Origin of the sequence: Paraburkholderia sp. GAS206C (assembly GCF_050435645.1) — a bacterium.
Taxonomy (GTDB): domain Bacteria; phylum Pseudomonadota; class Gammaproteobacteria; order Burkholderiales; family Burkholderiaceae; genus Paraburkholderia; species Paraburkholderia phenazinium_B.
Window position 1 is genome coordinate 786,892 of record NZ_JBNDKR010000002.1, and the last position, 24,577, is coordinate 811,468.

Sequence of the window (24,577 nt, forward strand, 5' to 3'; positions counted from 1 at the left end):
GATTCCTTGTCTATGTCGTGCGCGGCCGCTTAACCTTCTGACTAACCGCCGGCCGCACGTGCGGCCTGTGCAGCACCGGACGCCGGCGCGACAAGCCCGGCCTGCGTCGCGATGCGCCACAGACCGCGTTCGGTGGCTTGCCGGGCCAGTTCCGCCTCGGTACAACCGAATTGGGTCAGCGCGAGCTGATAACGCCCGCACAGCGCCTCATTGCCGATCAGGCGCAGCGAGTGCCCGTTGAGCTTGCTTTGATGCTGCACGAGGACCGCGTCGAGGCCGGCAAGCTCATGGCCGATCAGCAGACCTGACAGATAGTCGGGCTGCTGCTGGCCCGCGAGCTGCCCGGTCAGGCCGAGCGTGCGCGTGCTGAATATCGTGGCGAGCACCCCAGCCTGCCCTTTCAGGCGTGCGTTGTTCACGCCGCGCAGAAATGCCTCGGTGTCCATACGATCGGGCGTCACCATGGTGCGGCCGAGAATCGTGTGCTCCCGCAGGGCTGCGAAGACTTCGCCGGTCATGAAGGTATGAAAGCGCTCGATGCGGCTGCCACGCACCACCACCCATTTCGCGTGCGTGCCGGGCAGGCCGATCAGTTCGTGCTGTCCATCGGTTGCGGCTGCGGGGCTATCGCCGAGCGCGCCGAAAATTTGCGTTTCTTCGCCACGCATGACGTTCGGCAGTTCGCCGCGCTCAAGCACGCCTGGCACGATATGCAGCGTCACGCCCCGTGCCGTTTGCACACGGACGATGCCATCGACCAGCGCATCGGCGCTCGCCGGCGCATCCACATACGGCGCTTCGAGCCAGCCTTGCGCACTGCCGACCATACCGGCTGCGATCACCGGGACATTGGGTGCACGCTCCAGCCAGGCGCCGCAAGCGGACTCGAAGGCCGCATCGAAGCCGCCATCAGCCGCCGGACGCGGCAGATTCATGATGCCCGCGGTCGACTCGCGTGTGTCCAGCACGTTACCGGCGGCGTCGAACAGATAGGCGCGCAACGATGTCGTGCCCCAGTCGAGCGCGACCAACGCGGCCTGATCGAGGCTGACGGCCTGCGTTTGCGCGGTTGCTGCGCCACTCGCGTCGAGCGCGGCGTCCGTCACGCTGGCGGCATCCACAGCGCCTGCGAGTTGAGCGGCCGGCATGGGGGAACCCGCTTGCGTCATCGTTTGATCCTGCGCGTCGCCGGCTGCGGCACACGCCAGCCGAGTTCTTCCGAGATGGCGCGTGCTTCGCGCTGCACGACTGGAATCAGTTCGTCCATCCGTTCGAGCGACATATAGGGAATCGTGCTCGCCACCGACAGCGCCGCGACGATCGAACCCGACGCGTCGCGCACGGGCGCAGCGACGCATCGAATCGACGCCTCGTTTTCCTCGAGGTCGAACGTATAGCCGCCGGCCGAGTAGTTCGTCATGCGTTGCATGAAGGTCGGCATGTCGGGGCGGTTATCGGGTTTGAAGCTGACGCCAGCGAGCGCACGACGCGAGGCGTCGAATAGCGACTGCCAGGAATCGGGCGTGAGATCGAGCATCATCGCCTTGCCGATGCCAGTGGAGGCCAGCGGCATGCGGTGCCCCACGCGCGAGCGCATTTCCAGACCGCGCGTGCCGGGGATCTTGTCGATGTAGAGCACGTCGTCGCCATCGCGCACGCCGAGGTGGATCGTATCGAGCGTCTGTTCGGCGAGCGATTCGAGATGTTGCCGGGCCACGGTGGTGAGCGGCATCTGTTCGAGCGCGATGGTGCCGAGTTCGATCAGCTTCGGGCCGAGCAGATAGCCGCCTTGCACCTGACGCAGATAGCGCGCCTGGACGAGGCTGCTGACGAGCCGGTGCGTCGTGCTGCGGGTCGTGCCGAGCGCGGCACCGAAGGTACGCAGATCGCGTACACCCGCGGCGGCAGCTTCCAGAATCGCGAGACCGCGCAACAGGGTCTGCGTGCCGGCTTGCTGCGGCGTGATGTCGAGCAGCGTGCTGGGCAGCGCGATTCCGTCGGCGGGGGAGTGTGAGCCGGGCGCACCGTTGGGCGTGCGGGGGCGCGATTGCGGCAGGGTTTCGGAGTCGGCGTCGTGGTCGGCTGCGGCGTGGGTGGACATCGCTTTGTTCATGGCGATTGGGCGACTGGTTGGGGTGTTAGCGCGCGGGACCGGCGTGGCGGCCAGGGAAACGGGACGGCGCGCTATGTGCGCGCGATTGCTGCCTGACGGTGAGGGGCATGGCTGTTGTCTCCGATCGTATGGTCCAGCCGGCCGCGCTTGCTGGGTGCGCGGAGGTTCTGGACTCTTTTTGCCTTGCAGGCGGCTCTAATTCGCGCTCGGCGCGTGGGCTTCTTAGCCGTGCTCTGCAGGCTTGGTGCTTCGGATTGTAGGGCGGTTTTATTCAAATCTCCAATATGTGAGTGTTGTATTCATATAATGGGATTTGGCCGCTGGGCGCGGGTTTTGGGGGGTTTGCCTGCGGCGCCTTGGTTTGGTTTGTTGTTCTTGTGGTGTTGGCCTTTCCTTGCTTTCTTATCGGTTTGCTTGCGTTGCCCCTGTGCGGGGCGGCACCTACTTTTCTTTGCCGCCGCAAAGAAAAGTAGGCAAAAGAAAGCGGGCTCACACCGCTAGCCTGTAGGTGTCCACCTCTCGCTTCACGGCGGAGCGGTCCGCGCACGAAATCGTCCCTCGCACACTCACCCCTCGTGACAAAGGACTCATCCATCCCGCCAGCGCACTACGTGCGCGGCGGATCGGTCTGCAAGGGGAGACGGTGAGGGTGGCGCGCAGGACATGCCGAGCGAACTCGGCTGTCCGTACGTTCAATTGCGCGATCGCAAAAGCGGAGCTCGGCAGTCCACCGAATGGGCAGACGCTCAGTAAAGTTAGAATTCCTGCAGAGTTTGCAGAAGGAGGGTTATGCCCGACGGCGGGGTGCGAAGCGCAACGCTGGAACGGATGAGCGCTGTGTCACTGACGGGTGTGGTGCGAGAGCGCAGTGCGTGCGCGGACCACTCCGGCTTTATGCCAGTGGTGGACACCTACAGGCTGGCGGTGTGAGCCCGCTTTCTTTTGCCTACTTTTCTTTGCGGCGGCGACCCGAAGGTAGTCCCTGTGGGACAAAGAAAAGTAGGTGCCGCCCCGCACAGGGGCAACGCAAGCAAACCAATAAGAAAGCAAGGAAAGGCCAACACCGCAAGAGCAACAACCCAAACCAAGCCGCCGCAGGCCCCCACCTTCATTCCGGCAATTCAGCCGCCCCCATCCGATGAGCAATCACCCCCGCCCTCTGCGCGAGATACGGCGAACTCCGATGCTCATCAAAATATTTAGGCCTCGGCAGCATCACCGCCAGCCGCGCCGACTGCCAGGCCGTGAGCTTAGCCGCCGAAGTCTTATAGTAATAGTTCGCGGCAGCCTGAGCCCCATAAACCCCATTCCCCCACTCGACCGAGTTGAGGTAAATCTCGTAGATCCGCTCCTTGTCCATCAAAGTCTCGAGCATCCACGTGATGATCAGCTCCTGCCCCTTACGGATATAACTCTTCTGCCGCGATAGAAACAGATTGCGCGCCAGTTGCTGCGAAATCGTAGAACCGCCCGCCACGATCTTGCCGCGCGCCTTGTTCTTTTCCCACGCCTGCAGAATCGCGTCGGTCTCGTAGCCGTTGTTGTTCACGAAGTTCGCGTCCTCGGACGCAATGATCGCGCGCTTGAGATTGCGCGAGATCTGATCGTATGGCACCCACGTATGCTGGATCGACAGGTCGGGGCGGTCCTGCGAAAGCGTCCACGCGTCCGAGCGCATGAATGCCGTCGACTGCGGATTGACGTAGTTCCAGATGCCAATCTGCACGAAGTAGAACAGTTGCGTCGCTATCCAGGCAATCGCGACCACCGCGCCAACGTAAAGAGTCCAGCGGGTCGGTCCCGGCCTGCCTGATCCCCTCGTTCGCGCCATCATCGTCACGCTGCGCTCGGCGCAGACAACATCTGACGCAATTGCGCCAGCACCGGCGCGCCGTCAGGACGCACGCCACGCCAGATATAAAACGACTCGGCGGCCTGCTCGACCAGCATGCCCAAGCCGTCCGCCGCTCGCGCGCCCAGCGTTTGCGCATGCTGCATGAACACGGTCGGCTGCGCGCCGTACATCATGTCGTAGGCAAGCGTACCGCTGCCGAATGCGCCGTCGTCGAACTCGGGCAACGCGGCATCCAGACTGCCGGCGGTTGCATTGATGATGACGTCGTAAGCGCCCGGCTCGATCGCTGTTGCGCTGCCGCCGCTCAAACGGCAACCGGCCGCCCGCGCCGCCGCGCTGAACTGATCGACCAGCGCACTGGCCTTCCCGGCAGTGCGGTTGACAATGGTCAACGTGTGCGGTGCGCGCTCCAGCATCGGCAGCACCACGCCGCGCGCCGCACCGCCTGCGCCCAGCAGCAGGATGCGAGCACCCTTGAGTGGCGTAGCCAGATTCACTTCGATGTCGCGCACAAGCCCAAAGCCGTCGGTATTGTCGCCGTGGATACCGGCAGCATCGAAGCGCAAGGTATTCACCGCACCGGCTGCCGCGGCGCGAGGCGACAGCGTCGTCGACAACGCGTGGGCGTCCAGCTTGAACGGCACCGTGACGTTGAGCCCGCGTCCGCCGGCTTCCATGAAAGCGCGTACGTGCGGCACAAACGCATCGATCGGCGCCAGCAAATGGGTGTATTCGATCGGCTCGCCAGTCTGCTCGGCGAAGCGTGCATGAATGAACGGCGACTTGCTGTGGCTAACCGGATTGCCGATTACTGCGTAGCGGTCGCGCACACCGGATGCCGTTAGTTGCCCAGACGCACTTGAGCTCGCCTGAGCAGCAGCGGCTCCGCCGCCGAAGTTAGCCGCGTTAGCCGTTTGACTCATTGCCCAGGCTCCGCCACGTGCTGATCGGCGGGCGCCGCCTCACCGTTGTCAGTGCCTGCGCCGCTGTTTTCCGCGGAATCTGCGTCGGCCTCGCCTTCAGCTTCTCCCGACGCTTCCGCCGCAGCTTCCGCTTCGCTTTCCGCAGAGTCATCCGCGGCCTCGATGACCTCTTCTTCGCCCTCGTCAGCCTCTTCCGCTTCCGTACCGCTCGTGACCGTCGGCGCGTCGAGCACGTGCAGCATCCGCACGGACGCTTCGACCGTCAGCTCGTCGATCGACATCACTTCCATCAACAGGCGTGTACCGCGCGCATGCACCCCGAGCGCCGGCACATGCAACAGCAACGGAATCTCTTCAAGCCTCACGAGGTCGTCCTTCACCACCGATGCCACCACCTGCTTCCTGTTCTCCTGCTTCAACCAGCGCAGGCACCAGAAGTACTCCATGCGCCGCTGGTGATCGGCATAGGCCGAATACGTGTCGTCGAAACCTTGCACGACTGCGAACAGATCGGCGTCCTTCGGCTTGAACGGTGCGGCCAGCTTGGCGGTCACGCCATGTTGCACGCAGGCGAGCAACTGCCATTGATTGACCAGGTCCACATAACGGCGCAGCGGCGACGTGCTCCACGCATACTGCGTCACCCCAAGGCCTTCGTGCGGCGCGGCGGTGGTCTGCATACGCGTGCGCTTCGGACCCGTCGGCGCGCCGAACGCCCGCTGCGTGCGGTAAATCCCCGGCACGCCGTGGTCGTGCAGGAATGCGCCCCATGACGAATTGGCCAGAATCGCCAGCTCAGCGACGATCGTGTCGAGCGGTGAACCGCGGCGGCGCGGCGTGATCGTGATGTGCTCGCTGTCCACGTAGAAATTGAAGTCGGTATTGCGCTGCACTTCGCGACGCAAACCATAGCCCGCGCGCGCCTGCTGGCGCTTCTCGAACAAGGCCAGCGCGAACGGCCACAGCACCGCAATGTCTTCCTTATGCGGATATTCGCCGCTACCGGCGGCAAGCGCCTCTTCGGTCACCAGTTCGTCCAGCGTGTTGTGGCGCAGATTGTTCTTCACGAAGACGCGCTCGGCGCGCGTCTCGCTTGCCACAATTTCCTGCGTCTCGCGATTGACGATCACATACAGCGAGAGTGCCGGCCGCAGGCCGCCCTCAGCCAGCGTGAACGCCTCCACCACGCTGTCCGGCAGCATCGTGATCTTGTCACCCGGCATATATACCGTCGACAGACGCGTGCGGGCAATGCCATCCACCTCGTCGCCACGCTGGATGCCCAGCGCCGGCGCCGCGATGTGCACGCCGATGCGCACGCGGCCATCCGCGAGATGCTCAACCGAGAACGCATCGTCGATTTCGGTGGTGGTGACGTCGTCGATCGAGAACGCCTGTACGTCCGCTGTCGGCAAATCCTCCGGCACAGCGCCGACCGTCACGGGCGCAAAACCCGTACCGTGCGGGAAAAATTCCGACAGGAAGCGTGCTTCATGCAATGCGCGCGCCGAGGGAATACCGCCACATTCGAGCATCAGTCGCGCCTGCGAAATGCCGCGCGCCGCCGCGGCAGCTTCGAGCGCCTTGTATTCGATGGTGTTCTTGTCAGGCTTGGTCAACAGGCCAAGCGCCTTGCCGGCGAAGGCTTCGGGCAGACGGCCGGCCTTCAGTTCCTCTTCATACCCGGCCTGCACCAACCCCTGCTGACGTTTGCGTTCAAGCGCGGCCAGCGCCAGCTTGAGCTGCTCTTCCGGCGCGCGTTGATACTGGCCGCGGCCCTTGCGGCGGAAGTACACCGGTGCGCTGTGCATCCGCAACACCAGCGCCGCCCGCTCCACCGGACCGAACGACGCGCCGAAGTAATCGGCGCCCAGCGTCGCAAACGGGAATTCATCCTCGGGGGCGCACTCCCACAGGAAATCCAGATCGATCTCCTGCGCAGCAGCGTCGGCCTGCTGGATCAGATCGCCAGCGCTCGGCTTCTCGAATTCGATCAGCACGTCTTTCGACCGTACCTTCGTGCGCCGTCCGCCCGGCAACTCCACCTGGAATGCATCGCCCTGGCGCGACAGCACGCTGCCCGCCTTGAAACTGCCCGATTCCTCGAAGAAAACGTTCACTCAATACTCTCGTTCTGACTTGCATCTGCCGCAGCGCCTGGCGGTTGAATCCGGCCGGCGCGTCGGCAACGTGTTCGTGGTGGTAGATCCGCCGCGCTCATGTTGGGCGCCGGCGGCATGAATCAATGCATCACCGGATCAGGCCGCCGCGCGTGGCGCCGGCGGTTCCAGATCCTCTGCGTCGCAAAAGGCCAGCACGTCGTCGACGTACTGCTCGAATTCACTGATTGCGTGGTCGCTGCCTTCGATCAGCGTCGTGCGTGCGCCCGGATAGTGGGCGAGCATCTCACGGTAATCGAGTACTTCGTCACCGGTCGCTGCAATCAAATAATAGCGTTCGGGCCGCGTGATGGCGGTGACACCCAGTGCCCGCAGTTCGTCCAGATGATGCGGTTCGACGACGATGCTGCCGCCGCCATGCCACAGCGGCTGCTCGCCGAGATACTGGCTGAGATCGCGCTGCGGCACGACCGCCGGATTCAGCAGGACCGCTGGCCAGCCGTGTTTTTCGGCCAGATGCGTGGCGAAATAACCGCCGAGCGAACTGCCGATCACGGTCACCGGCGTTGCTGCCCTGGCGGCCAGCGATTCAGCCAGCGCGATGGTTTCGAGCGGCGACACCGGCAACATCGGGCAGCACCATTCCGCCGAGCGGCCGAGTTCGGCCAGACGCGTCGCCATCACGCGTGCCTTGAACGAATTCGGCGACGAGCGGAAGCCGTGCAGATAGAGGATCACGCCTCGCCTCGTCCGGTTGAATCGGGCCGCGCCTCAGCCGGCCGCGCCTGAACCAGCCGCGCCGACAGCGCATCGAGCAGCTTCTGATGGACACCACCGAAGCCACCATTACTCATCACCAGCACCTGATCACCAGGCCGGGCGGCTGCCACAACCGCTTTGACAAGCGCATCGAGGTTGTCGAAGGCCTGCGCCTTGTCGCCGAGCGACGCCAGCGCCTCGCCGAGATTCCAGCCCAGCGCATCGCGTCCGGTGGGCGCGCCATAACCGAACACCAGATCCGCATCCGCGAGACTCGCCGGCAATTGCGCCTTCATCACACCGAGCTTCATCGTGTTCGAACGCGGTTCCAGCACGGCGAGGATGCGCGTGCGTTCGCGGCCGACGCGTGTCCGCAGACCGGCGACGGTCGTTTCGATGGCGGTGGGATGATGCGCAAAGTCGTCGTAGACCGTCACGCCGTCGACGCTGCCGCGCACTTCCATCCGGCGCTTCACATTGCGGAAGCTCGCCAGCGACTGCGCGGCCTGCGCGGGCGGCACGCCGACGCTGCGCGCCGCCGCGATCGCCGCGATCGCATTCATGCGGTTATGTTCGCCTTGCACCTGCCAGTCGACCACCCCAACACGCGCACCGTTGTGATACACCGCGAAGCGCTCGTCGACGGGCACGCCGTCTTCAGCCGGCAGCGCTTCCCAACCGCCCTGCACGCCAAAGCGTTCCACTTCGCTCCAGCAGCCGCGCGAAAGCACGCGTTCAAGCGCGTCCTCGCGACCGTTGGTGACAATCCGCCCAATGCCCGGCACGGTACGCACCAGATGATGGAACTGCGTCTCGATAGCGGCGAGATCGGGGAAAATGTCGGCATGATCGAACTCGAGGTTATTCAGAACCGCCGTGCGCGGCCGGTAGTGGACGAACTTCGAACGCTTGTCGAAGAAGGCCGTGTCGTACTCGTCGGCCTCGATCACGAAGAAGCTCGAATCGGTCAGCCGTGCCGAGATGCCGAAGTTCAGCGGGACGCCGCCGATGAGAAACCCCGGATTCAGCCCCGCATCCTCGAGCAGCCAGGTGAGCATCGAACTCGTGGTGGTCTTGCCGTGCGTGCCAGCTACAGCCAGCACCCACTTGCCGTTCAGCACGTGCTCGCCGAGCCACTGCGGGCCGGACACATACGGCAGGCCGCGATCGAGAATCGCTTCCATCAGCGGATTGCCGCGTGAAACCACGTTGCCGATCACGAACAGATCGGGGTTCAGATCGACCTGCTCCGCGCCGTAGCCTTCTATAAGACGAATCCCCTGGGCCTCGAGCTGCGTGCTCATGGGCGGGTAGACACCGGCGTCGCAACCGGTCACCGTATGCCCGGCGCCGCGCGCGAGTACCGCGAGACCGCCCATGAACGTACCGCAGATGCCGAGGATGTGGATGTGCATAAGCCTGTCGTGCCGCGCGGGCGTATTTGCGTGGGAGAAGGTGCGCAGGAGGGGCCGAAAAGGTCCGTCTGCAAAGGACGCTATTGTAACCGACGCCCTCCGAATGCCCTACGCAGCGCGGACGTGCCCCGCCGCTCCGGGCCGCCGGGCGGACTTCACGCCGGTCACCCCGGCGCGGGACAGACCGCCCGGCGCAAAAAGACCGCACTTCAATCTCTAGTATGATTGTGAGATGGTTCGCAAATCACATTTCGATCCGCAGCGGGTGCGCGAGGAAATCGCCATCGCCGCTGCGCGGATGATCGCCGAGGACGGTCTGGACTACTCGACGGCCAAGCGCAAAGCTGCGCGGCAAGTCGTCGGGGAGACACGTGTCGCTGGTGAATGGCTGCCAGATAACGACCAGATCGAGGAAGAAATCCGCGAATACCAGTCTCTTTTTCAGGGCGACAGCCAGCCAGTGGTGCTGCGCCGCTTGCGCGGCGTAGCGCTGGACTGGATGCAACGGCTCGCCCCATTCAATCCCTATCTGACCGGCGCGGTGCTCAACGGCACCGCGGGCGAGCATTCGGATGTCTATCTGCAGGCGTTCTGCGACAACCCGAAAGACGTCGCGATCTATTTCCTCAACGCCAATGTGCAATACGACGTGTCCGAGACGCGCCATTTCGCGGGCCGCGGCTACGTCGAAACGCTGAGTTTCCTGTGGCGCCCCGAGCGGGCAACGCCTGGCGACGAGCCGGTCGGCATCCACGTGGCACTTTACGGCACTGACGACTTGCGCGGCGCGGTGCGTGCCGATGCGCGCGGCCGCCACGCCCGCGCGAGCGTACAGGCCGTGCAGGCGTTGCTCGATAAAGACGGCATCATCTCCCCCAATAATTGATCGGACAACAATGAAGACCAAGTTGATTGTGGCAAGTGCGTTCGTAGCGTTGATCGCAGCAGGCGCGGGCGTATTCGCGGGCCACAGCCTGCTCGACGCAGGCGGAATGGAAGTCGCGGAGGCCGCCCAGCCGGCTCCGCAAAACGCCGTCGCACAATTGTGGGCGGCCCCCGTCACCAATGCCGATGGTAAACCGCAGTCGCTCAGCCTGCTCAAGGGACACCCGGTGGTGGTCAACTTCTGGGCTTCGTGGTGCGGGCCGTGCGTGGAAGAGATGCCGTCGCTCGCCCAGCTGCATCGCGAATACGCGAAAAAAGGCATCGAGTTCGTCGGACTTGGCGTCGATTCGGACAAAAACGTGAAAGCCTTTCTGCAGAAGGTGCCGGTGGACTACCCCGTCTATGTGATCGGCTTTGGCGGTGCGGACCTCGCCCGGGCCTTCGGCAATAATGCGGGCGGCTTGCCGTTCACCGTCGTGATCGACGCAAAAGGCAACGTTCGCTCGACAAAATTAGGGCAAATCCAGCCGAACGAACTGAAACACACGCTCGACGCACTCTGAATTTGACATTCGCCTAACGGTTAATTGCGGCCGGAACGGGTCGCATTGGGTGCAAATTGCATAAAATTGCCAGAAGATGCGGGCACGGACGATCCGCCGCGGACCGTCCAGATCAAGCCTCGTGCGCGTGAAACTAGACAAGTTTCTCTAATCAGCGCTAAAGTGCGCCCAACTCCACGGAAATAGAAGCGACCATGACGCGACTGCTGGTACTGCACGGACCTAACCTCAATCTTCTCGGTACCCGGGAACCGGAGGTCTATGGTCACGTGACGCTGCCGCAGATCGATCAGGCGCTGGCCGACCGTGCAACGGACGCCGGTGTCGAACTCGCGTCGTTCCAGAGCAATCATGAAGGCGCCCTGGTCGATCGCATCCAGTCCGCACGGATCGAAAAAACCGATTTCATTCTGATCAATCCCGCCGCGTACACGCACACCAGCGTGGCGGTTCGGGACGCACTGGCGGGGGTCGGCATCCCGTTCGTCGAGATTCATCTGTCGAACGTGCATCGTCGCGAACCGTTCCGGCATCACTCGTATTTCTCCGACCAGGCCGAGGGCGTCATTTGCGGCCTCGGCTGGAAGGGATATCTGTACGCGCTCGAATTCGCGCTGGACCGGCTCGCCGCCGGCTCGTCGCGCGGCTGATTCCAACAAACTACTTTTAGCCGGCAGGCAACGCCGCCGGCACTTCATGTATTGAAAGGGGATGTGCCCAATGGATCTACGTAAACTGAAGACTCTGATCGACCTCGTCTCCGAGTCCGGCATTTCGGAACTGGAAGTGACTGAAGGTGAAGGCAAGGTCCGCATCGTCAAGAATGCGCCGCCGGTTTACGTGCAGCCGTCCGCGTCCTATGCACCGCAGTACGCCGCGCCGGCGCCGGCCGCAGCAGGCCCCGCCGCTGAAGCGCCGGCTGCTCCGGCAACGCCCGCCCCCGTCGCACAGCAAGGCCATGTCGTGACCTCGCCGATGGTCGGCACGTTCTATCGCGCGCCGTCGCCGGGTGCCGAGGCGTTCGTCCAGGTGGGCGATACGGTCAAGGAAGGCCAGACCATTTGCATCATCGAAGCGATGAAGCTGCTCAACGAGATCGAGTCGGACAAGTCCGGCGTGGTCAAGGAAATCCTCGTCGACAACGGGCAAGCCGTCGAATACGGTCAGCCGCTGTTCGTGGTCGGCTAACGCGGCACGCTTTGCGTTTGCCGTCCGCGCACCTGCAGGAACGGGGTGCGCGACCGATCCTCTGAGGCTCCCGCTACCCTGCGGCGCCCATTGATGAGTCGAAAATCCGCTATGTTTGAAAAAATTCTCATTGCCAATCGCGGCGAGATCGCGCTCCGTATCCAGCGCGCCTGCCGTGAGCTCGGCGTCAAGACGGTCGTCGTCTATTCCGAGGCCGATAAAGAAGCCAAGTACGTGAAGCTCGCCGACGAGGCCGTCTGTATCGGCCCGGCGCCTTCGAACCTGAGCTATCTGAACATGCCGGCGCTGATCAGCGCGGCGGAAGTCACCGACGCCGAAGCGATCCATCCCGGCTACGGCTTTCTCTCCGAGAACGCCGACTTCGCCGAGCGCGTCGAACAGTCCGGCTTCACCTTCATCGGCCCGCGCCCGGAAACGATCCGGATGATGGGCGACAAGGTCACGGCCAAGCAGACCATGATCAAAACCGGCGTGCCCTGCGTGCCGGGTTCTGAAGGCGCGTTGCCCGACGATCCGAAAGAGATCGTGAAAATTGCCCGCCAGGTCGGCTATCCGGTGATCATCAAGGCAGCTGGCGGCGGCGGTGGCCGCGGCATGCGCGTGGTCCACACGGAAGCGGCGCTCGTCAACGCGGTCAACATGACGCGCGAAGAAGCCGGCCGCGCTTTCGGCAACCCGCAGGTCTACATGGAGAAATTCCTGGAGAACCCGCGGCACATCGAAATCCAGATCCTCGCCGATTCGTTCAAGAACGCTATCTGGCTCGGTGAGCGCGATTGCTCGATGCAGCGCCGTCACCAGAAGGTGATCGAAGAAGCGCCGGCGCCTGGAATTGCACGCCGCCTGATCGACCGGATCGGCGATCGTTGCGCGGATGCCTGCAAGAAGATGGGCTATCTCGGCGCGGGCACGTTCGAGTTCCTGTACGAAAACGGCGAGTTCTACTTCATCGAGATGAACACGCGCGTGCAGGTCGAACATCCGGTGACCGAACTGATTACCGGTGTCGATATCGTCCAGGAACAGATCCGCATCGCGGCCGGCGAAAAGCTCGCCTTCCGCCAGCGCGACATCGTGTTCAAGGGCCATGCAATCGAATGCCGGATCAACGCCGAAGATCCGTTCAAGTTCACGCCGTCGCCGGGACGCCTGACCTCCTGGCATATGCCGGGCGGCCCCGGCATCCGTGTCGATTCGCACGCGTACAACGGCTACTTCGTGCCGCCGAACTACGATTCGATGATCGGCAAGCTGATCGCCTATGGCGCGACGCGCGAGCAGGCCATCAAGCGGATGCGCATCGCGCTGTCGGAAATGGTGGTTGAAGGCATTCAGACCAACATCCCGCTGCACCGCGAGCTGATGCTCGACGCGAAGTTCGTCGAGGGCGGCACCAGCATTCACTACCTCGAAAACCGTCTGGCCGCAAAGCAGCAGGCCGCGCCGGAAGAAGCGTAAGCCATGAGTTACCGGGAACTGATCGTCGAGCTGGCACGTGAGCACGCGGAGGAACTGTCCGACGCGTTGCTCGAGCTCGGCGCGTTGTCCGTGTCGGTGGAAGATGCGGATGCCGATACGCCCGACGAGCAGCCGCTCTTCGGCGAACCCGGTCTCACACCTGATCGCACGGCATGGCAGCATTCGCGCGTGATCGCGCTGCTGGCGCCGGAACACGAGCCGGCGGTTCTGCTGACCGCCGCCGCGAACGAACTGGGTTTAAGTCCCGCGCCTACGTTCGGCGTGCGTGAAGTCGAAGAACAGGACTGGGTGCGGCTCACGCAGTCGCAGTTCGATCCGATTCCGATCGGCGAACGCATCTGGGTCGTGCCGTCATGGCACGATGCACCGGACCCCGATGCGCTCGTGCTCGAACTCGACCCGGGTCTCGCCTTCGGCACCGGCAGTCATCCGACCACGCGCCTGTGTATGGAATGGCTCGAGCAGTCGGTCAAGCCGAACCAGTCGGTGCTCGACTACGGTTGCGGCTCCGGCATTCTCGCGATCCTCGCGAAGAAGTGCGGCGCGAATCCCGTCTACGGTATCGACATCGACCCGCAAGCCGTCGAATCGGCTCGCCATAACAGCGAGCGTAACCGCGCCGAAGTCATCTACGGCCTGCCCGAAAACTGCCCGGCCGGCGAGTTCGATATCGTCGTCGCCAACATCCTGTCCAATCCGCTCAAGCTGATGGCCTCGATGCTATCGTCGAAGGTGAAGCCGGGTGGACGCCTTGCGCTGTCGGGGATTCTGGCGCGCCAGGCCGATGAAGTCGCGCGCGTTTATCAACAGTGGATCGACATCGCCGTATGGCGTGAACACGAAGGTTGGGTATGCCTGACGGGAACGCGTCGGGAAAGCCATTAGAATAAGACGTATTGTCCAACCACCGGCCCTGCGGCCAATCGGCTCAATATGCTCCTGGCGACGCGCTGTCCTTTCTGCGAAACGGTCTTCCGGCTTCAGCCGGCGCAGCTCGCGCTGCGCCGCGGCCTTGTGCGCTGCGGGCATTGCCAGGAAGTGTTCGACGCATCGAGTAGTCTGTATGAGACCGCCGAGGGCGGCGACTTCGCCACGGCTACGCCGATTTCTCCGACAGCCGTGACTGCGTTGAACCCGGCTCCGAGTGCGGCCCCCGCACCGGCTCCGCGCCCGAAAGCACCGAATTTCAGCGCCGAGGCATGGGACCCGTGGGCACCACAGGCCGACGCCGTCATCGACCAGAGCTTGCTGCACAACGCAGGCAACCTGCCGCTGGCGCCTGTCTCCGGCAACCTCGCTGTCACCCCGTGGCACGCCTCGGACCGGGATGCTGCCGATCATCGGGAACCCGTATTCGCGGCCGAGCCGGAACCGGTCAGCGTGGATGACGATCACTTCGTGTCCCACGCGGCGCCCGAGGTAGAACCGGAACTCGTGTCCGAGGCCACTCCCGAGGTCGCGCCCGAGCCTGCGCCGGTATGGCGTCAGCCGGAACATCGCGCGGACGACGAGCCTGCCTTGCAGGACGCGCATGCCGCCGCTGAAACGCTACGCACCGCTCCAGACCACGAACCGCATTTCGGTACCGCCGCTGCCACTGCCAGCGCCACGCCCTTCGCCACCAATCCGCCGGCGGATGAAGCCGATCCGTTCCAGGTGATCCGCGAGACGCGTGCGGCCCCGCCGCGCCGTATCGGCTGGACGATCTTCGGCGCGCTGGTTGCTTTCATCCTGTTGCTCGGTCTGCTCGCGCAGCTCTCCTGGTGGCAACGCGAACTCATCATGGTCGATTGGCCGGCCTCGCAGTCGCTCTATGCACAGGTTTGTGCGCCGCTTGGCTGCACCGTCATGCCGCCGCACGATATTGATGGCCTGCAGGTCGAGCCGTCCGATCTCCGCCAGATCGACGGGCCGCACAAGCTCGAGCTGAAGATGCCGCTGCGCAACCGCTACAACGTCGCGCTCGCCTATCCGGCTATCGAACTCACGCTGCTCGACGATCAGAACAACGTCGCCGTGCGCCGTGTACTGTGGCCGCAGGACTACGTGAAACCCGGAACGCCGATCGCAGCCGGCCTGCCGCCACGCACGACACAAACCATGGTCGTGCACCTGGATACCGGCAACGCAGTCGCATCGAATTTCCGCGTACAGATCTTCTACCCCTGAACATAAGCCGCAGTTTTCTTGCGCCCGCGACACAGCGGGCGCGTTCACCGTCAATCCCTGATAAATCTTCGGAGCACAACATGAGTCAAGTCACGCTGGGTGGCAACCCGATCGAAGTCGCCGGCACGTTTCCGGCCGTGGGCCAGAAAGCGCCTGCGTTTTCGCTGGTCGGCAAGGATCTGAAGCCGGTCACGCTCGCCGATTTCGCCGGCAAGCGCAAAGTGCTGAACATCGTGCCGAGTCTCGACACGCCGACCTGCGCCACCTCCACCCGCAAGTTCAACGAAGCGGCCGGCAAGCTGTCGAATACGGCCGTGATCGTGGTGTCGGGCGATCTGCCGTTCGCGGCCACGCGCTTCTGCACGACCGAAGGCATCGAAAACGTCTCGACCGCTTCGACTTTCCGCGGCCACGAGTTCGCGCAGGCCTACGGTGTCGACGTGACGAGCGGCCCGCTGACCGGCCTGACGGCGCGCGCCGTGGTCGTCATCGACGAGAACGACAATGTGGTTCACGCTGAGCTCGTCGGCGAGATCAAGAACGAACCGAACTACGACGCGGCACTCGACGCACTGAAGTAAGCGTCCAGCACCCGGACCCGCGCCGCGCCTTTTTGCGCGGCGCTTTCGCATCCGTCGCACGGTTTGTACGGTGCGCGAAGCGAGGGGGTCCGGAAGCGCCCTCCCGGGTTTTATCTTTGCAGATTTCTACAGGACTACTCGCCTTGGCTACGCTGATTTGCGGCTCGCTCGCCTACGACAACATCATGACCTTTGAGGGCCGCTTTCGGGAGCACATCCTGCCCGAGCAGGTCCATATCCTCAACGTGAGCTTCCTGGTGCCGACGATGCGCAGCGAGTTCGGGGGTTGCGCCGGCAACATGGCCTACTCGCTGAATCTGCTGGGCGGCGACGCACGCATCATGGGCGCGCTCGGCGCGGTCGACGCACAACGCTACCTGGATCGCTTCGACCAGCTGGGCCTCTCGCGCGAGCACGTGCTCGTGCTGGAGAACACCTACTCCGCGCAAGCGATGATCACTACCGATCTGGAAAACAATCAGATCACCGCCTTCCACCCCGGCGCGATGATGCAGGCACATCTGAACCACGCTGACGAAGCGAAAGACATCACGCTCGCGATCGTAGGACCGGACGGCTACGACGCGATGACCCAGCACTCCGAACGACTCGCCGCTGCCGGCGTGCCGTTCATCTTCGATCCGGGCCAGGGGCTGCCGCTGTTCGACGGCGCAACGCTACGCCGCATGATCGAGCTCGCCACTTACGTGGCGGTGAACGACTACGAGGCCAAACTGGTGAGCGACAAGACCGGCTGGTCAGTCGAAGAAATTGCCGCAAAGGTCGAAGCGCTGATCGTGACGCGCGGCGAGCATGGCTCGCAAATCCATCACGCGGGCGGTATTGAGGAGATCCCTCCCGTCACGGCCAGGCAGGTACTCGACCCGACCGGCTGCGGCGATGCCTTCCGCGGCGGTTTGCTCTACGGTATCGAGAAGCAGCTCGGCTGGGCCACTACGGGCCGTCTCGCAGGCCTGATGGGCACGCTCAAGATAGAGCATCTCGGACCGCAAAACTATGCGCCCACCCGGGCAGAGATCAACGAGCGGTTCAAGCAGGCATTTGGCTACGATCTGACGTAACGCCAAAGCGCCCGCGCACGAAACACAGCGGGCAAAAAAAATCCCGCCGCCGGAAACCCGGCGACGGGACGGTGATTGAGCAGCGAGACTGAAGGGCTACTCAATCATCGGACACATCGAAATGTGCCTAACGACTCAGCCAGTTACGGACGGCTGCCGGTCGGGAACGGCCATGCTGCAGCCGGGTTCAACGCGGTCTTCACCGTAGCTGCCGGTGCTGCGCTCGTTGCAGCGGGAGCAGCAGGTGCCGGTGCAGCCTTCTTGGCAACAGCCTTCTTCGGAGCAGCAGCCTTCTTGGCAGGCGCAGCGGGGGCTTTCGCAGCCTTCTTCGCAGGGGCCTTGGCGGCCTTCTTCGCGGGGGCCTTGGCAGCCTTCTTGGCAGGCGCCTTCTTGGCAGCGGCCTTCTTGGCCGGTGCTGCCTTCTTGGCAACCTTCTTCGCTGCAACCTTCTTTACTGCTGCCTTCTTTGCCGGTGCTGCCTTCTTCGCTGCAACCTTCTTCACTGCAACTTTCTTGGCTGCAACCTTCTTCACTGCGGCCTTCTTAGCCGGCGCCTTCTTCGCTGCAACCTTCTTCACAGCGACTTTCTTCGCAGCAACCTTCTTCACTGCGACTTTCTTCGCTGCGGCCTTCTTTGCCGGTGCTGCCTTCTTCGCTGCAACCTTCTTCACAGCGACTTTCTTAGCGGCGGCTTTTTTTGCAGTTGCCATCATTTTCTCCTTCAGGTTTTCAGATGAGAGTCAGTTCAAACTACACCCTTCGTCAAAACCCGCTTCCCGCGGACGCTTCTCAGGGCGCGCGCTACGAAGCGGGCTATTCATCGGCGTACGCAGGTGCTGCGCGCTTACGCTAATGAATACGGTAAGGCGCGCCGTGCCATCGGGCACCGCGCGCCAAGTCCAGTCAGCGTCGGATCTCGACGCCGGCAATCGTTTGATCGAGCCGCCGGCCGTCAGGCCAGCGGCTTTTTCCGGGGGGAAGTTTGCCCATCCCACTGAAGGGTTCGCAAAGTGCCTATCATGTTTGTGGGCCGCTAAGGCACCGGGCACGCTTTGCATCAGGCGGTTCTGCTCCTAACCATAACTGCCGCGGGCTCGGCCGGCGGCATCCCCATCAAAGAGTTCGCATTCCAACTGCGTTCAACCGCAGCGCACCCGGGATTACTCCCAGCTCAGCGCACCGCCGGTCTGATATTCAATCACTCGCGTTTCGAAGAAGTTGCGTTCCTTCTTCAGGTCGATCATCTCGCTCATCCACGGGAACGGGTTTTCCTCGTTCGGGTACAGCGGATCGAGACCGATCTGCTGACAACGGCGGTTGCAGATGAAGCGCAGATAGCTCTTGAACATCGACGCATTGAGGCCGAGCACCCCGCGCGGCATCGTGTCTTCTGCGTAACGATATTCAAGGTCGACCGCTTGCTTGAAGATTTCGCGGATTTCCGCGCGGAACTCAGCCGTCCACAAGTGCGGGTTTTCGAGTTTGATCTGGTTGATCAGGTCAATGCCGAAATTGCAGTGCATCGACTCGTCGCGCAGGATGTATTGGTACTGTTCCGCCGCGCCGGTCATCTTGTTCTGACGGCCAAGCGCCAGGATCTGGGTAAAGCCGACGTAGAAGAACAGCCCTTCCATCACACAGGCGAACACGATCAGCGAACGCAGCAGCGTCTGGTCTGCCTCGACGGTCCCGGTCTTGAAGGCCGGATCGGTCAGCACGTGGATGTACGGAATCAGGAATTCGTCTTTCGCGCGGATCGAGGAAACCTCGTGGTACGCGTTGAAGATTTCGCCTTCGTCAAGGCCCAGCGATTCGACGATGTACTGGTAGGCGTGCGTGTGGATCGCCTCTTCGAATGCCTGGCGCAGCAGGAACTGGCGGCATTCGGGCGCCGTGATGTGGCGGTAGGTGCCCAGCACGATGTTATTGGCGGCGAGCGAGTCGGCCGTCACGAAGAAGCCGAGGTTGCGCTTGACGATGCGGCGCTCGTCCTCGGTCAGCCCATTCGGGTCTTTCCACAGGGCGATGTCGCGGGACATGTTGATTTCCTGCGGCATCCAGTGGTTCGCACAGCCGGAGAGATACTTCTCCCACGCCCACTTGTACTTGAACGGCACCAGCTGATTGACGTCAGTCTGGCCGTTGATGATGCGCTTGTCGGCGACATTCACGCGCGCTTCGGAGACGGCGGCGGATGTGTCGGCGGAGGTTTGAGCGGTAGATGGAGTAGCGGCACGGGTGGCAACGGGAGCGACAGCGATGTCGTTCGCGAAGATTTCCTGGGCCGAGGGAGCTTGATGAGGGGCACGCGTTCCGACTTGCGTACCGACAGCCGATCCCGAGGCGTTGCGCAACTCATTCAGTTGCGTAGCGCTCGAGGGAGTTACGGCAGTGATCTCGTCATCCCAGTTGAGCATAAATGTCACCATCAATTTAGAACGGTTTGTACCATCTTTTCACGAGCGATAAAAGAGTTCGCTGATGAAAAATCCTGTTTTCGATTCGCGTTGCGACCTTCATACAACACTTTGGTCAACAGACTGTCTCTGATACCTCATGTGAGGTGACCCAAACATGTGTTGTCGAAGTGCTTCGCTCTCTCGAGAGAACATCGAATCGAAGCGATCCCGATGCTCTGAAAACTGTGCTGTGTTGCCTGATGTACTGCCTGGCTTTTGCACGTTGCCTTGGCTGTTGCTAGTTCGTCAGCACGAGCAAGGCAAAGTTCAATGAGTCGTGAGAGCTGGCGAGCGCGTGTTGCCCGTATGTTGCTCGCGTGCTGCGCGCTTCTTCGTGTCGAGCGCCTGGGGTTGCCTGGTAGTGCGTGCTGCTGTTCGTTACTGTTTGTTGCTGCTTTTCGCTGATGCTGATCGCAAGACAAGTGCCCGGTCGAAATCGGGTCGACGCCTGGCGAAAGCCAGGCATCGACCCTGAACGATTACTGGCAAGCCTCGCACTCGTCGAAGCCAGGATCGCCCGGACGCATCATGCACACCGGACCATCGGCTTCAGGCGCCGCTTCGACTGCGACTGCCGGCGCAGCTGCTGCCGCCTGCAGACCGCCCGACGCTGCGCCACCGCTCACGCCGAAGCCACCTGCAGCGCCGCCGCCGATACCACCCGCGCCGCCAGCACCTTCACCGCCGCCCGAGCTCACCGCGTTCAACGCGCCGTGCGCCACCGTCGATTTCTCGACGTGCGTCGCCGCCATCGTGCGGAGGTAGTAGGTCGTCTTCAGGCCGCGCAACCAGGCGAGCTTGTAGACCTCGTCCAGCTTCTTGCCCGACACGCCACCCATATAGATGTTCAGCGACTGCGCCTGGTCGATCCACTTCTGACGACGCGAGGCCGCCTCGACCAGCCACGTGGCGTCGACTTCGAACGCCGTCGCGTAGATCGCGCGCAGGTCGGCCGGGATGCGGTCGATGCGCGAGAGCGTGCCGTCGAAGTACTTCAGGTCGGCGACCATCACTTCATCCCACAGGCCGCGCGCCTTCAGGTCGCGCACCAGGTAGTCGTTGACCACCGTGAATTCGCCCGACAGATTCGACTTCACATACAGGTTCTGGAAGGTCGGTTCGATGCAGGCCGACACGCCGATGATGTTGGAGATCGTCGCCGTCGGCGCGATCGCCACGCAGTTCGAGTTGCGCATGCCGTACGTTGCGATGCGCGAACGCAGCTCCGTCCAGTCCATCGACTCGCTCGAATCCACTTCCACGTAGCCGCCACGCGCGTCGGCCAGCAGCTTCAGCGTGTCTTGCGGGAGGATGCCGCGATCCCACAGCGAACCGCGGTAGCTGGAGTAACGGCCGCGTTCCTGCGCCAGCTCCGTCGACGCGTAGTAGGCGTAATAGCAGACCGCTTCCATCGACGTATCAGCAAACTTGACCGCCTCTTGCGACGCGTACGGCGTGCGCAGCAGGTGCAGGCAGTCCTGGAAGCCCATGATGCCCAGACCCACCGGACGGTGCTTCAGGTTCGAGTTACGCGCCTTGGCAACAGCGTAATAGTTGATGTCGATCACGTTGTCGAGCATGCGCATGGCCACGCTGACGGTGCGCTTCAGCTTGTCGTGGTCGAGCACCAGCGTGCCGTCGGCCTGAGTCTTCAGGTGGGCGACGAGGTTCACCGAACCCAGATTGCAGACGGCGATTTCGGTGTCGCTGGTGTTCAGCGTGATTTCCGTGCACAGGTTCGACGAGTGGACGACGCCCACGTGCTGCTGCGGCGAACGGATATTGCATGGATCCTTGAACGTGATCCACGGATGGCCGGTTTCGAACAGCATGCCGAGCATCTTGCGCCACAGTTGCGCCGCCGGGATCTTCTTGAACAGCTTGATCTCGCCGCGCGCGACCTTGTCTTCGTAAGCTGTGTAAGCTGCTTCGAACTCGGCGCCGAACTTGTCGTGCAGATCCGGGCAGGTGGACGGCGAGAACAGCGTCCAGTCACCGCCTTCGTGCACACGCTTCATGAACAGGTCGGGAATCCAGTTCGCCGTGTTCATGTCGTGCGTGCGGCGACGGTCGTCACCGGTGTTCTTGCGTAGCTCGAGGAATTCTTCGAGATCCAGGTGCCACGATTCCAGGTACGCGCACACCGCGCCCTTGCGCTTGCCGCCCTGGTTCACCGCGACAGCCGTGTCGTTGACCACCTTCAGGAACGGCACGACGCCTTGCGACTTGCCGTTGGTGCCCTTGATGTGCGAGCCGAGCGCACGCACGCGCGTCCAGTCGTTGCCCAGACCGCCGGCGAATTTCGACAGCAGCGCGTTTTCCTTCAGCGCTTCGTAGATGCCGTCGAGGTCGTCGTCGACCGTCGTCAGGTAGCACGACGACAGTTGCGAACGGCGCGTGCCCGAATTGAACAGCGTAGGCGTGGACGACATGAAGTCGAAGCTCGACAACACGTTATAGAACTCGATGGCGCGCGCTTCGCGGTCGATCTCGTTCAGCGCCAGGCCCATCGCTACACGCATAAAGAATGCCTGGGGCATTTCGATACGCACGCCGTCGTGATGCAGGAAGTAGCGGTCATACAGCGTTTGCAGGCCGAGGTAGCCGAACTGCAGGTCGCGATCGGCGTCGAGCGCGGCGCCCAGGCGCTTCAGATCGTACTGTTGCAGCTTCTCGTCGAGCAGCTCGGCTTGCACGCCGCGCTTGATGAAGGTCGGGAAGTACTCGGCGTAGCGCTCACCCATTTGCGCCTGGGTGACTTCCTCTTCGAGGATTTCGCGGCGAATCGTATGCAGCAGAATGCGTGCGGTGACCTGGCTGTACGCCGGATCTTTTTCAATCATCGTGCGCGCAGCGAGAATGGCCGAGTCGTAGACCTGGCTCATCGGCACGCCGTCGTACAGGTTCTTCACCGTTTCCGTGACGATCGGCTCGGCGCTCACCGCGTCGCCCAGGTTTGCACAGGCCGATTCGATGATGCCGCGCAGCGCCACCATATCCAGCGGACGCGACACGCCACCGTCGGTGACGGTGAGGCCGAGCGAACCGTTCGGCGCTTCGACCGCATCATGGCCACGCTCCTGAGTGCGCTTCTCGCGATACAGCACGTACGCACGAGCGACGTTGTGCTCGCCGCCGCGCATCAGTGCAAGTTCGACCTGATCCTGGATGTCTTCAATATGGAAGGTGCCGCCGTTCGGGCGGCTGCGCAGCAGCGCGCGCACCACGCTTTGCGTGAGTTGCTCGACCAGTTCGCGCACGCGTGCCGACGCCGCGCCTTGCCCACCATTGACGGCCAGAAAGGCCTTCGTCACGGCGATGGCGATCTTCGACGGCTCAAACGACACTACGCTGCCGTTGCGGCGGATCACCTTGTAGTCAGCGAAGGTCGCTTGCGGCGCGAGCGCCTGCGTGCCCGGCACCTGGCCGCCGAAGTTCTGGCCAGCGGTTGCGCCCTCGTACCGGGTCGACGCGTTATCGGTGGTTTGCATGTGCAAAGCTCCTGGTCCTGGAAGTGTGCGAAGAGAATTCGCGGATTAATACGAACGCTGCGCCGCCAGCGCAAGCGATGAGGTGCAGGAAAAAGACCGGCTGAGCCAGGTGGCGGGATGCGACAGCAATGAAGCCAGATTCGAGTTGTTGATGGTCTTCATTGTCCGTGTCGCGATCACTTGCTAAGCCCCTTTCCTGAATGCTTCTTTCTGGACGCGGCCGGCGGTCTCTCCGGCTGCACCGCAGGAATATTTTTGCTGTCGGGAATGCTTACGGCGCCCCGCTACAGAGCGGGACACCGCATAACTTATGCACCCGGTTATTCACATGGTTATGCACAGGACACACAACATATAGTGCAAAACTGAACCCCTAGCACCAAGTATAGTGGAGTTTCGGGACAGCGCAAATTGATTTATTTCGCCTTGCGGGGTTGACTTTTGCGCTTGCGATGCCCTCATGCATGGCCCGGAAAACGAGGCTGGGCCTGGCTCTCCACCTATCTCGCAAATGGGGACGGAGGGTCGTTACCGCGTTTTGGAAAACTTTAGATAGGGGAAGTACTGATCCGCGAGTTGTGTGTCGCGCCGCAGGCGACACCACTCGAAATGTGGCCCAGGATCGGTCTTGCGGCCGGGTGCAATGTCCGAGTGACCGGCGAGCGATTCGACCGGATAGCGGAGCGTCAGCGCTTTCACGAGCGCTCCCAGCGTCTCGTATTGCGCGGCTTCGAATGCGGTTGCGTCGCTGCCTTCCAGTTCGATGCCGATCGAGAAATCGTTGCAGCGCTCGCGGCCGAAAAAGTTCGACGCACCGGCATGCCATGCACGCTGCTCGCACGAGACATATTGCTCAAGCGCACCGTCGCGATGGATCACGAAATGCGCGGAGACCCGCACGCCACGCAGATGGGTGTCGTAGTACGGGTGTGCATCGCAATCGAGACGGTTCAGGAACAGGTCCGCAATCGCGGTGCCGCCGAACTCGCCGGGCGGCAAGCTCATGTTGTGCACCACGATCAGGCTCGGCACCGCGCCTGCGGGACGCGCCTCGAAGTTCGGCGACGGCAGCTTGCACGCGAGCGTCACCCAGCCATCGGCGTCGACGGTGAAGCCACCGTTCATCGGGCGTCGCGGCCCGTCGGTCGCGCAGCGCGACGTTGCGCGTGAGCGGTGCAGCAGAACGGCTCGCCCGCCACGACAATCGAATCGCTCGCCGGCGCATGCACGCCGCACTCGACACAGCGGATCATCGGCTCAGGCAGTTGCAGGGGTCTCGACGCACGGGCCTGCGCACCGCCGCCTGCCGTCGCTCCGGCTCCGTTGCTGGAAGCGCGGCCGCCTGCAGACCCACCTGCGGGACCACCGGGCGCGCCGGTACGCTGTGCGTTTTGCGCGTCGGAGCGACGCAGCGCCTTCACCAGCCATTGGCCGATGACGAACATCAGGATCAGCAGAAAAATTTGTCGCATGA

At 62.9% G+C, this 24,577-nt stretch carries 23 protein-coding genes; 10 read left to right on the forward strand and 13 right to left on the reverse strand.

What is annotated here, in order from left to right:
• Window positions 1-41: 41 nt before the first annotated feature.
• Window positions 42-1,169, reverse strand: a complete 1,128-nt coding sequence (locus tag P3T20_RS07935; protein ID WP_429286625.1) for a 2-dehydro-3-deoxygalactonokinase — start codon at window positions 1,167-1,169, stop codon at window positions 42-44.
• Window positions 1,166-2,113: an IclR family transcriptional regulator gene (locus P3T20_RS07940; protein WP_429286626.1), complete on the reverse strand. Its 948-nt coding sequence runs from the start codon at window positions 2,111-2,113 to the stop codon at window positions 1,166-1,168. The genes P3T20_RS07935 and P3T20_RS07940 overlap by 4 nt, the downstream gene beginning before the upstream one ends.
• A 789-nt stretch (window positions 2,114-2,902) precedes the next feature.
• Between P3T20_RS07940 and P3T20_RS07945 the strand changes: the two genes are divergently transcribed.
• A complete protein-coding gene (locus P3T20_RS07945) occupies window positions 2,903-3,043 on the forward strand; it encodes a hypothetical protein (RefSeq protein ID WP_429286627.1) in 141 nt (46 codons plus the stop codon).
• A gap of 178 nt (window positions 3,044-3,221) precedes the next feature.
• Here the strand turns inward: P3T20_RS07945 and mtgA are convergent, their stop codons facing one another.
• From mtgA to mpl, 5 genes are all read right to left on the reverse strand, one after another.
• The gene (gene mtgA, locus P3T20_RS07950) at window positions 3,222-3,944 is read right to left on the reverse strand and encodes a monofunctional biosynthetic peptidoglycan transglycosylase (protein WP_429286680.1); all 723 of its coding nucleotides are present in this window, start codon (window positions 3,942-3,944) and stop codon (window positions 3,222-3,224) included.
• 5 nt (window positions 3,945-3,949) lie between these two features.
• Window positions 3,950-4,891 (reverse strand): shikimate dehydrogenase, encoded by a 942-nt coding sequence (gene aroE, locus P3T20_RS07955; RefSeq protein WP_429286628.1) that lies wholly within the window; start codon window positions 4,889-4,891, stop codon window positions 3,950-3,952.
• The gene (locus P3T20_RS07960; protein WP_429286629.1) at window positions 4,888-7,011 is read right to left on the reverse strand and encodes a ribonuclease catalytic domain-containing protein; all 2,124 of its coding nucleotides are present in this window, start codon (window positions 7,009-7,011) and stop codon (window positions 4,888-4,890) included. Before P3T20_RS07960 ends, aroE begins: the two co-directional genes overlap by 4 nt.
• A gap of 138 nt (window positions 7,012-7,149) precedes the next feature.
• On the reverse strand, window positions 7,150-7,749 hold the full coding sequence (locus P3T20_RS07965) for a YqiA/YcfP family alpha/beta fold hydrolase (protein WP_074262512.1): 600 nt from the start codon (window positions 7,747-7,749) through the stop codon (window positions 7,150-7,152).
• Window positions 7,746-9,185, reverse strand: a complete 1,440-nt coding sequence (gene mpl, locus P3T20_RS07970) for a UDP-N-acetylmuramate:L-alanyl-gamma-D-glutamyl-meso-diaminopimelate ligase (RefSeq protein ID WP_429286630.1) — start codon at window positions 9,183-9,185, stop codon at window positions 7,746-7,748. The genes P3T20_RS07965 and mpl overlap by 4 nt, the downstream gene beginning before the upstream one ends.
• 232 nt (window positions 9,186-9,417) lie before the next feature.
• On the opposite strand from mpl, the gene P3T20_RS07975 reads away from it, so the two are divergent.
• From P3T20_RS07975 to P3T20_RS08015, 9 genes are all read left to right on the forward strand, one after another.
• Window positions 9,418-10,071: a UDP-N-acetylmuramate--alanine ligase gene (locus P3T20_RS07975; RefSeq protein ID WP_429286631.1), complete on the forward strand. Its 654-nt coding sequence runs from the start codon at window positions 9,418-9,420 to the stop codon at window positions 10,069-10,071.
• Window positions 10,072-10,081: 10 nt separating this feature from the next.
• On the forward strand, window positions 10,082-10,633 hold the full coding sequence (locus P3T20_RS07980; protein ID WP_429286632.1) for a TlpA family protein disulfide reductase: 552 nt from the start codon (window positions 10,082-10,084) through the stop codon (window positions 10,631-10,633).
• A gap of 194 nt (window positions 10,634-10,827) precedes the next feature.
• Window positions 10,828-11,283 carry a type II 3-dehydroquinate dehydratase gene (aroQ, locus tag P3T20_RS07985; RefSeq protein WP_074262516.1) on the forward strand — a complete coding sequence of 152 codons (456 nt, stop codon included), beginning with the start codon at window positions 10,828-10,830 and terminating at the stop codon, window positions 11,281-11,283.
• A gap of 70 nt (window positions 11,284-11,353) precedes the next feature.
• Complete coding sequence (accB, locus tag P3T20_RS07990; protein ID WP_074262517.1) at window positions 11,354-11,821, forward strand: acetyl-CoA carboxylase biotin carboxyl carrier protein; 468 nt, start codon at window positions 11,354-11,356, stop codon at window positions 11,819-11,821.
• A 111-nt stretch (window positions 11,822-11,932) separates the two neighbouring features.
• Window positions 11,933-13,300: an acetyl-CoA carboxylase biotin carboxylase subunit gene (gene accC, locus P3T20_RS07995; protein WP_074262518.1), complete on the forward strand. Its 1,368-nt coding sequence runs from the start codon at window positions 11,933-11,935 to the stop codon at window positions 13,298-13,300.
• Window positions 13,301-13,303: 3 nt separating this feature from the next.
• Complete coding sequence (prmA, locus tag P3T20_RS08000) at window positions 13,304-14,206, forward strand: 50S ribosomal protein L11 methyltransferase (RefSeq protein ID WP_429286633.1); 903 nt, start codon at window positions 13,304-13,306, stop codon at window positions 14,204-14,206.
• A 48-nt stretch (window positions 14,207-14,254) separates the two neighbouring features.
• The gene (locus tag P3T20_RS08005; protein ID WP_429286634.1) at window positions 14,255-15,490 is read left to right on the forward strand and encodes a zinc-ribbon and DUF3426 domain-containing protein; all 1,236 of its coding nucleotides are present in this window, start codon (window positions 14,255-14,257) and stop codon (window positions 15,488-15,490) included.
• A gap of 80 nt (window positions 15,491-15,570) precedes the next feature.
• The gene (gene tpx / locus P3T20_RS08010) at window positions 15,571-16,071 is read left to right on the forward strand and encodes a thiol peroxidase (RefSeq protein WP_074262521.1); all 501 of its coding nucleotides are present in this window, start codon (window positions 15,571-15,573) and stop codon (window positions 16,069-16,071) included.
• A 143-nt stretch (window positions 16,072-16,214) separates the two neighbouring features.
• Window positions 16,215-17,153 (forward strand): carbohydrate kinase family protein, encoded by a 939-nt coding sequence (locus tag P3T20_RS08015; RefSeq protein ID WP_429286635.1) that lies wholly within the window; start codon window positions 16,215-16,217, stop codon window positions 17,151-17,153.
• A 143-nt stretch (window positions 17,154-17,296) separates the two neighbouring features.
• Here P3T20_RS08015 and P3T20_RS08020 read toward each other — a convergent pair whose 3' ends face one another.
• The 6 genes from P3T20_RS08020 to P3T20_RS08045 form a co-directional block, all read right to left on the reverse strand.
• Window positions 17,297-17,863 (reverse strand): histone H1-like DNA-binding protein, encoded by a 567-nt coding sequence (locus tag P3T20_RS08020; RefSeq protein ID WP_074262523.1) that lies wholly within the window; start codon window positions 17,861-17,863, stop codon window positions 17,297-17,299.
• Window positions 17,864-17,893: 30 nt separating this feature from the next.
• The gene (locus P3T20_RS08025) at window positions 17,894-18,211 is read right to left on the reverse strand and encodes a hypothetical protein (RefSeq protein WP_074262524.1); all 318 of its coding nucleotides are present in this window, start codon (window positions 18,209-18,211) and stop codon (window positions 17,894-17,896) included.
• 102 nt (window positions 18,212-18,313) lie between these two features.
• A complete protein-coding gene (locus P3T20_RS08030; RefSeq protein WP_429286636.1) occupies window positions 18,314-19,570 on the reverse strand; it encodes a ribonucleotide-diphosphate reductase subunit beta in 1,257 nt (418 codons plus the stop codon).
• A 521-nt stretch (window positions 19,571-20,091) separates the two neighbouring features.
• The gene (locus tag P3T20_RS08035) at window positions 20,092-23,103 is read right to left on the reverse strand and encodes a ribonucleoside-diphosphate reductase subunit alpha (protein WP_429286637.1); all 3,012 of its coding nucleotides are present in this window, start codon (window positions 23,101-23,103) and stop codon (window positions 20,092-20,094) included.
• A 528-nt stretch (window positions 23,104-23,631) separates the two neighbouring features.
• Complete coding sequence (gene ampD, locus P3T20_RS08040; RefSeq protein WP_429286638.1) at window positions 23,632-24,228, reverse strand: 1,6-anhydro-N-acetylmuramyl-L-alanine amidase AmpD; 597 nt, start codon at window positions 24,226-24,228, stop codon at window positions 23,632-23,634.
• A complete protein-coding gene (locus tag P3T20_RS08045; RefSeq protein ID WP_074262528.1) occupies window positions 24,225-24,575 on the reverse strand; it encodes a PP0621 family protein in 351 nt (116 codons plus the stop codon). The genes ampD and P3T20_RS08045 overlap by 4 nt, the downstream gene beginning before the upstream one ends.
• Window positions 24,576-24,577 lie beyond the last annotated feature (2 nt).

What these genes read in the sequence shown, in the direction of transcription:
- P3T20_RS07935 (WP_429286625.1), bottom strand. Translation starts at nt 1,169, where the DNA reads ATGACGCAAGCGGGTTCCCCCATGCCGGCCGCTCAACTCGCAGGCGCT.
- P3T20_RS07940 (WP_429286626.1), bottom strand. Translation starts at nt 2,113, where the DNA reads ATGAACAAAGCGATGTCCACCCACGCCGCAGCCGACCACGACGCCGAC.
- P3T20_RS07945 (WP_429286627.1), top strand. Translation starts at nt 2,903, where the DNA reads ATGCCCGACGGCGGGGTGCGAAGCGCAACGCTGGAACGGATGAGCGCT.
- mtgA (WP_429286680.1), bottom strand. Translation starts at nt 3,944, where the DNA reads ATGGCGCGAACGAGGGGATCAGGCAGGCCGGGACCGACCCGCTGGACT.
- aroE (WP_429286628.1), bottom strand. Translation starts at nt 4,891, where the DNA reads ATGAGTCAAACGGCTAACGCGGCTAACTTCGGCGGCGGAGCCGCTGCT.
- mpl (WP_429286630.1), bottom strand. Translation starts at nt 9,185, where the DNA reads ATGCACATCCACATCCTCGGCATCTGCGGTACGTTCATGGGCGGTCTC.
- P3T20_RS07975 (WP_429286631.1), top strand. Translation starts at nt 9,418, where the DNA reads ATGGTTCGCAAATCACATTTCGATCCGCAGCGGGTGCGCGAGGAAATC.
- P3T20_RS07980 (WP_429286632.1), top strand. Translation starts at nt 10,082, where the DNA reads ATGAAGACCAAGTTGATTGTGGCAAGTGCGTTCGTAGCGTTGATCGCA.
- aroQ (WP_074262516.1), top strand. Translation starts at nt 10,828, where the DNA reads ATGACGCGACTGCTGGTACTGCACGGACCTAACCTCAATCTTCTCGGT.
- accB (WP_074262517.1), top strand. Translation starts at nt 11,354, where the DNA reads ATGGATCTACGTAAACTGAAGACTCTGATCGACCTCGTCTCCGAGTCC.
- accC (WP_074262518.1), top strand. Translation starts at nt 11,933, where the DNA reads ATGTTTGAAAAAATTCTCATTGCCAATCGCGGCGAGATCGCGCTCCGT.
- prmA (WP_429286633.1), top strand. Translation starts at nt 13,304, where the DNA reads ATGAGTTACCGGGAACTGATCGTCGAGCTGGCACGTGAGCACGCGGAG.
- P3T20_RS08005 (WP_429286634.1), top strand. Translation starts at nt 14,255, where the DNA reads ATGCTCCTGGCGACGCGCTGTCCTTTCTGCGAAACGGTCTTCCGGCTT.
- tpx (WP_074262521.1), top strand. Translation starts at nt 15,571, where the DNA reads ATGAGTCAAGTCACGCTGGGTGGCAACCCGATCGAAGTCGCCGGCACG.
- P3T20_RS08020 (WP_074262523.1), bottom strand. Translation starts at nt 17,863, where the DNA reads ATGGCAACTGCAAAAAAAGCCGCCGCTAAGAAAGTCGCTGTGAAGAAG.
- P3T20_RS08025 (WP_074262524.1), bottom strand. Translation starts at nt 18,211, where the DNA reads ATGCAAAGCGTGCCCGGTGCCTTAGCGGCCCACAAACATGATAGGCAC.
- P3T20_RS08030 (WP_429286636.1), bottom strand. Translation starts at nt 19,570, where the DNA reads ATGCTCAACTGGGATGACGAGATCACTGCCGTAACTCCCTCGAGCGCT.
- P3T20_RS08035 (WP_429286637.1), bottom strand. Translation starts at nt 23,103, where the DNA reads ATGCAAACCACCGATAACGCGTCGACCCGGTACGAGGGCGCAACCGCT.
- ampD (WP_429286638.1), bottom strand. Translation starts at nt 24,228, where the DNA reads ATGAACGGTGGCTTCACCGTCGACGCCGATGGCTGGGTGACGCTCGCG.
- P3T20_RS08045 (WP_074262528.1), bottom strand. Translation starts at nt 24,575, where the DNA reads ATGCGACAAATTTTTCTGCTGATCCTGATGTTCGTCATCGGCCAATGG.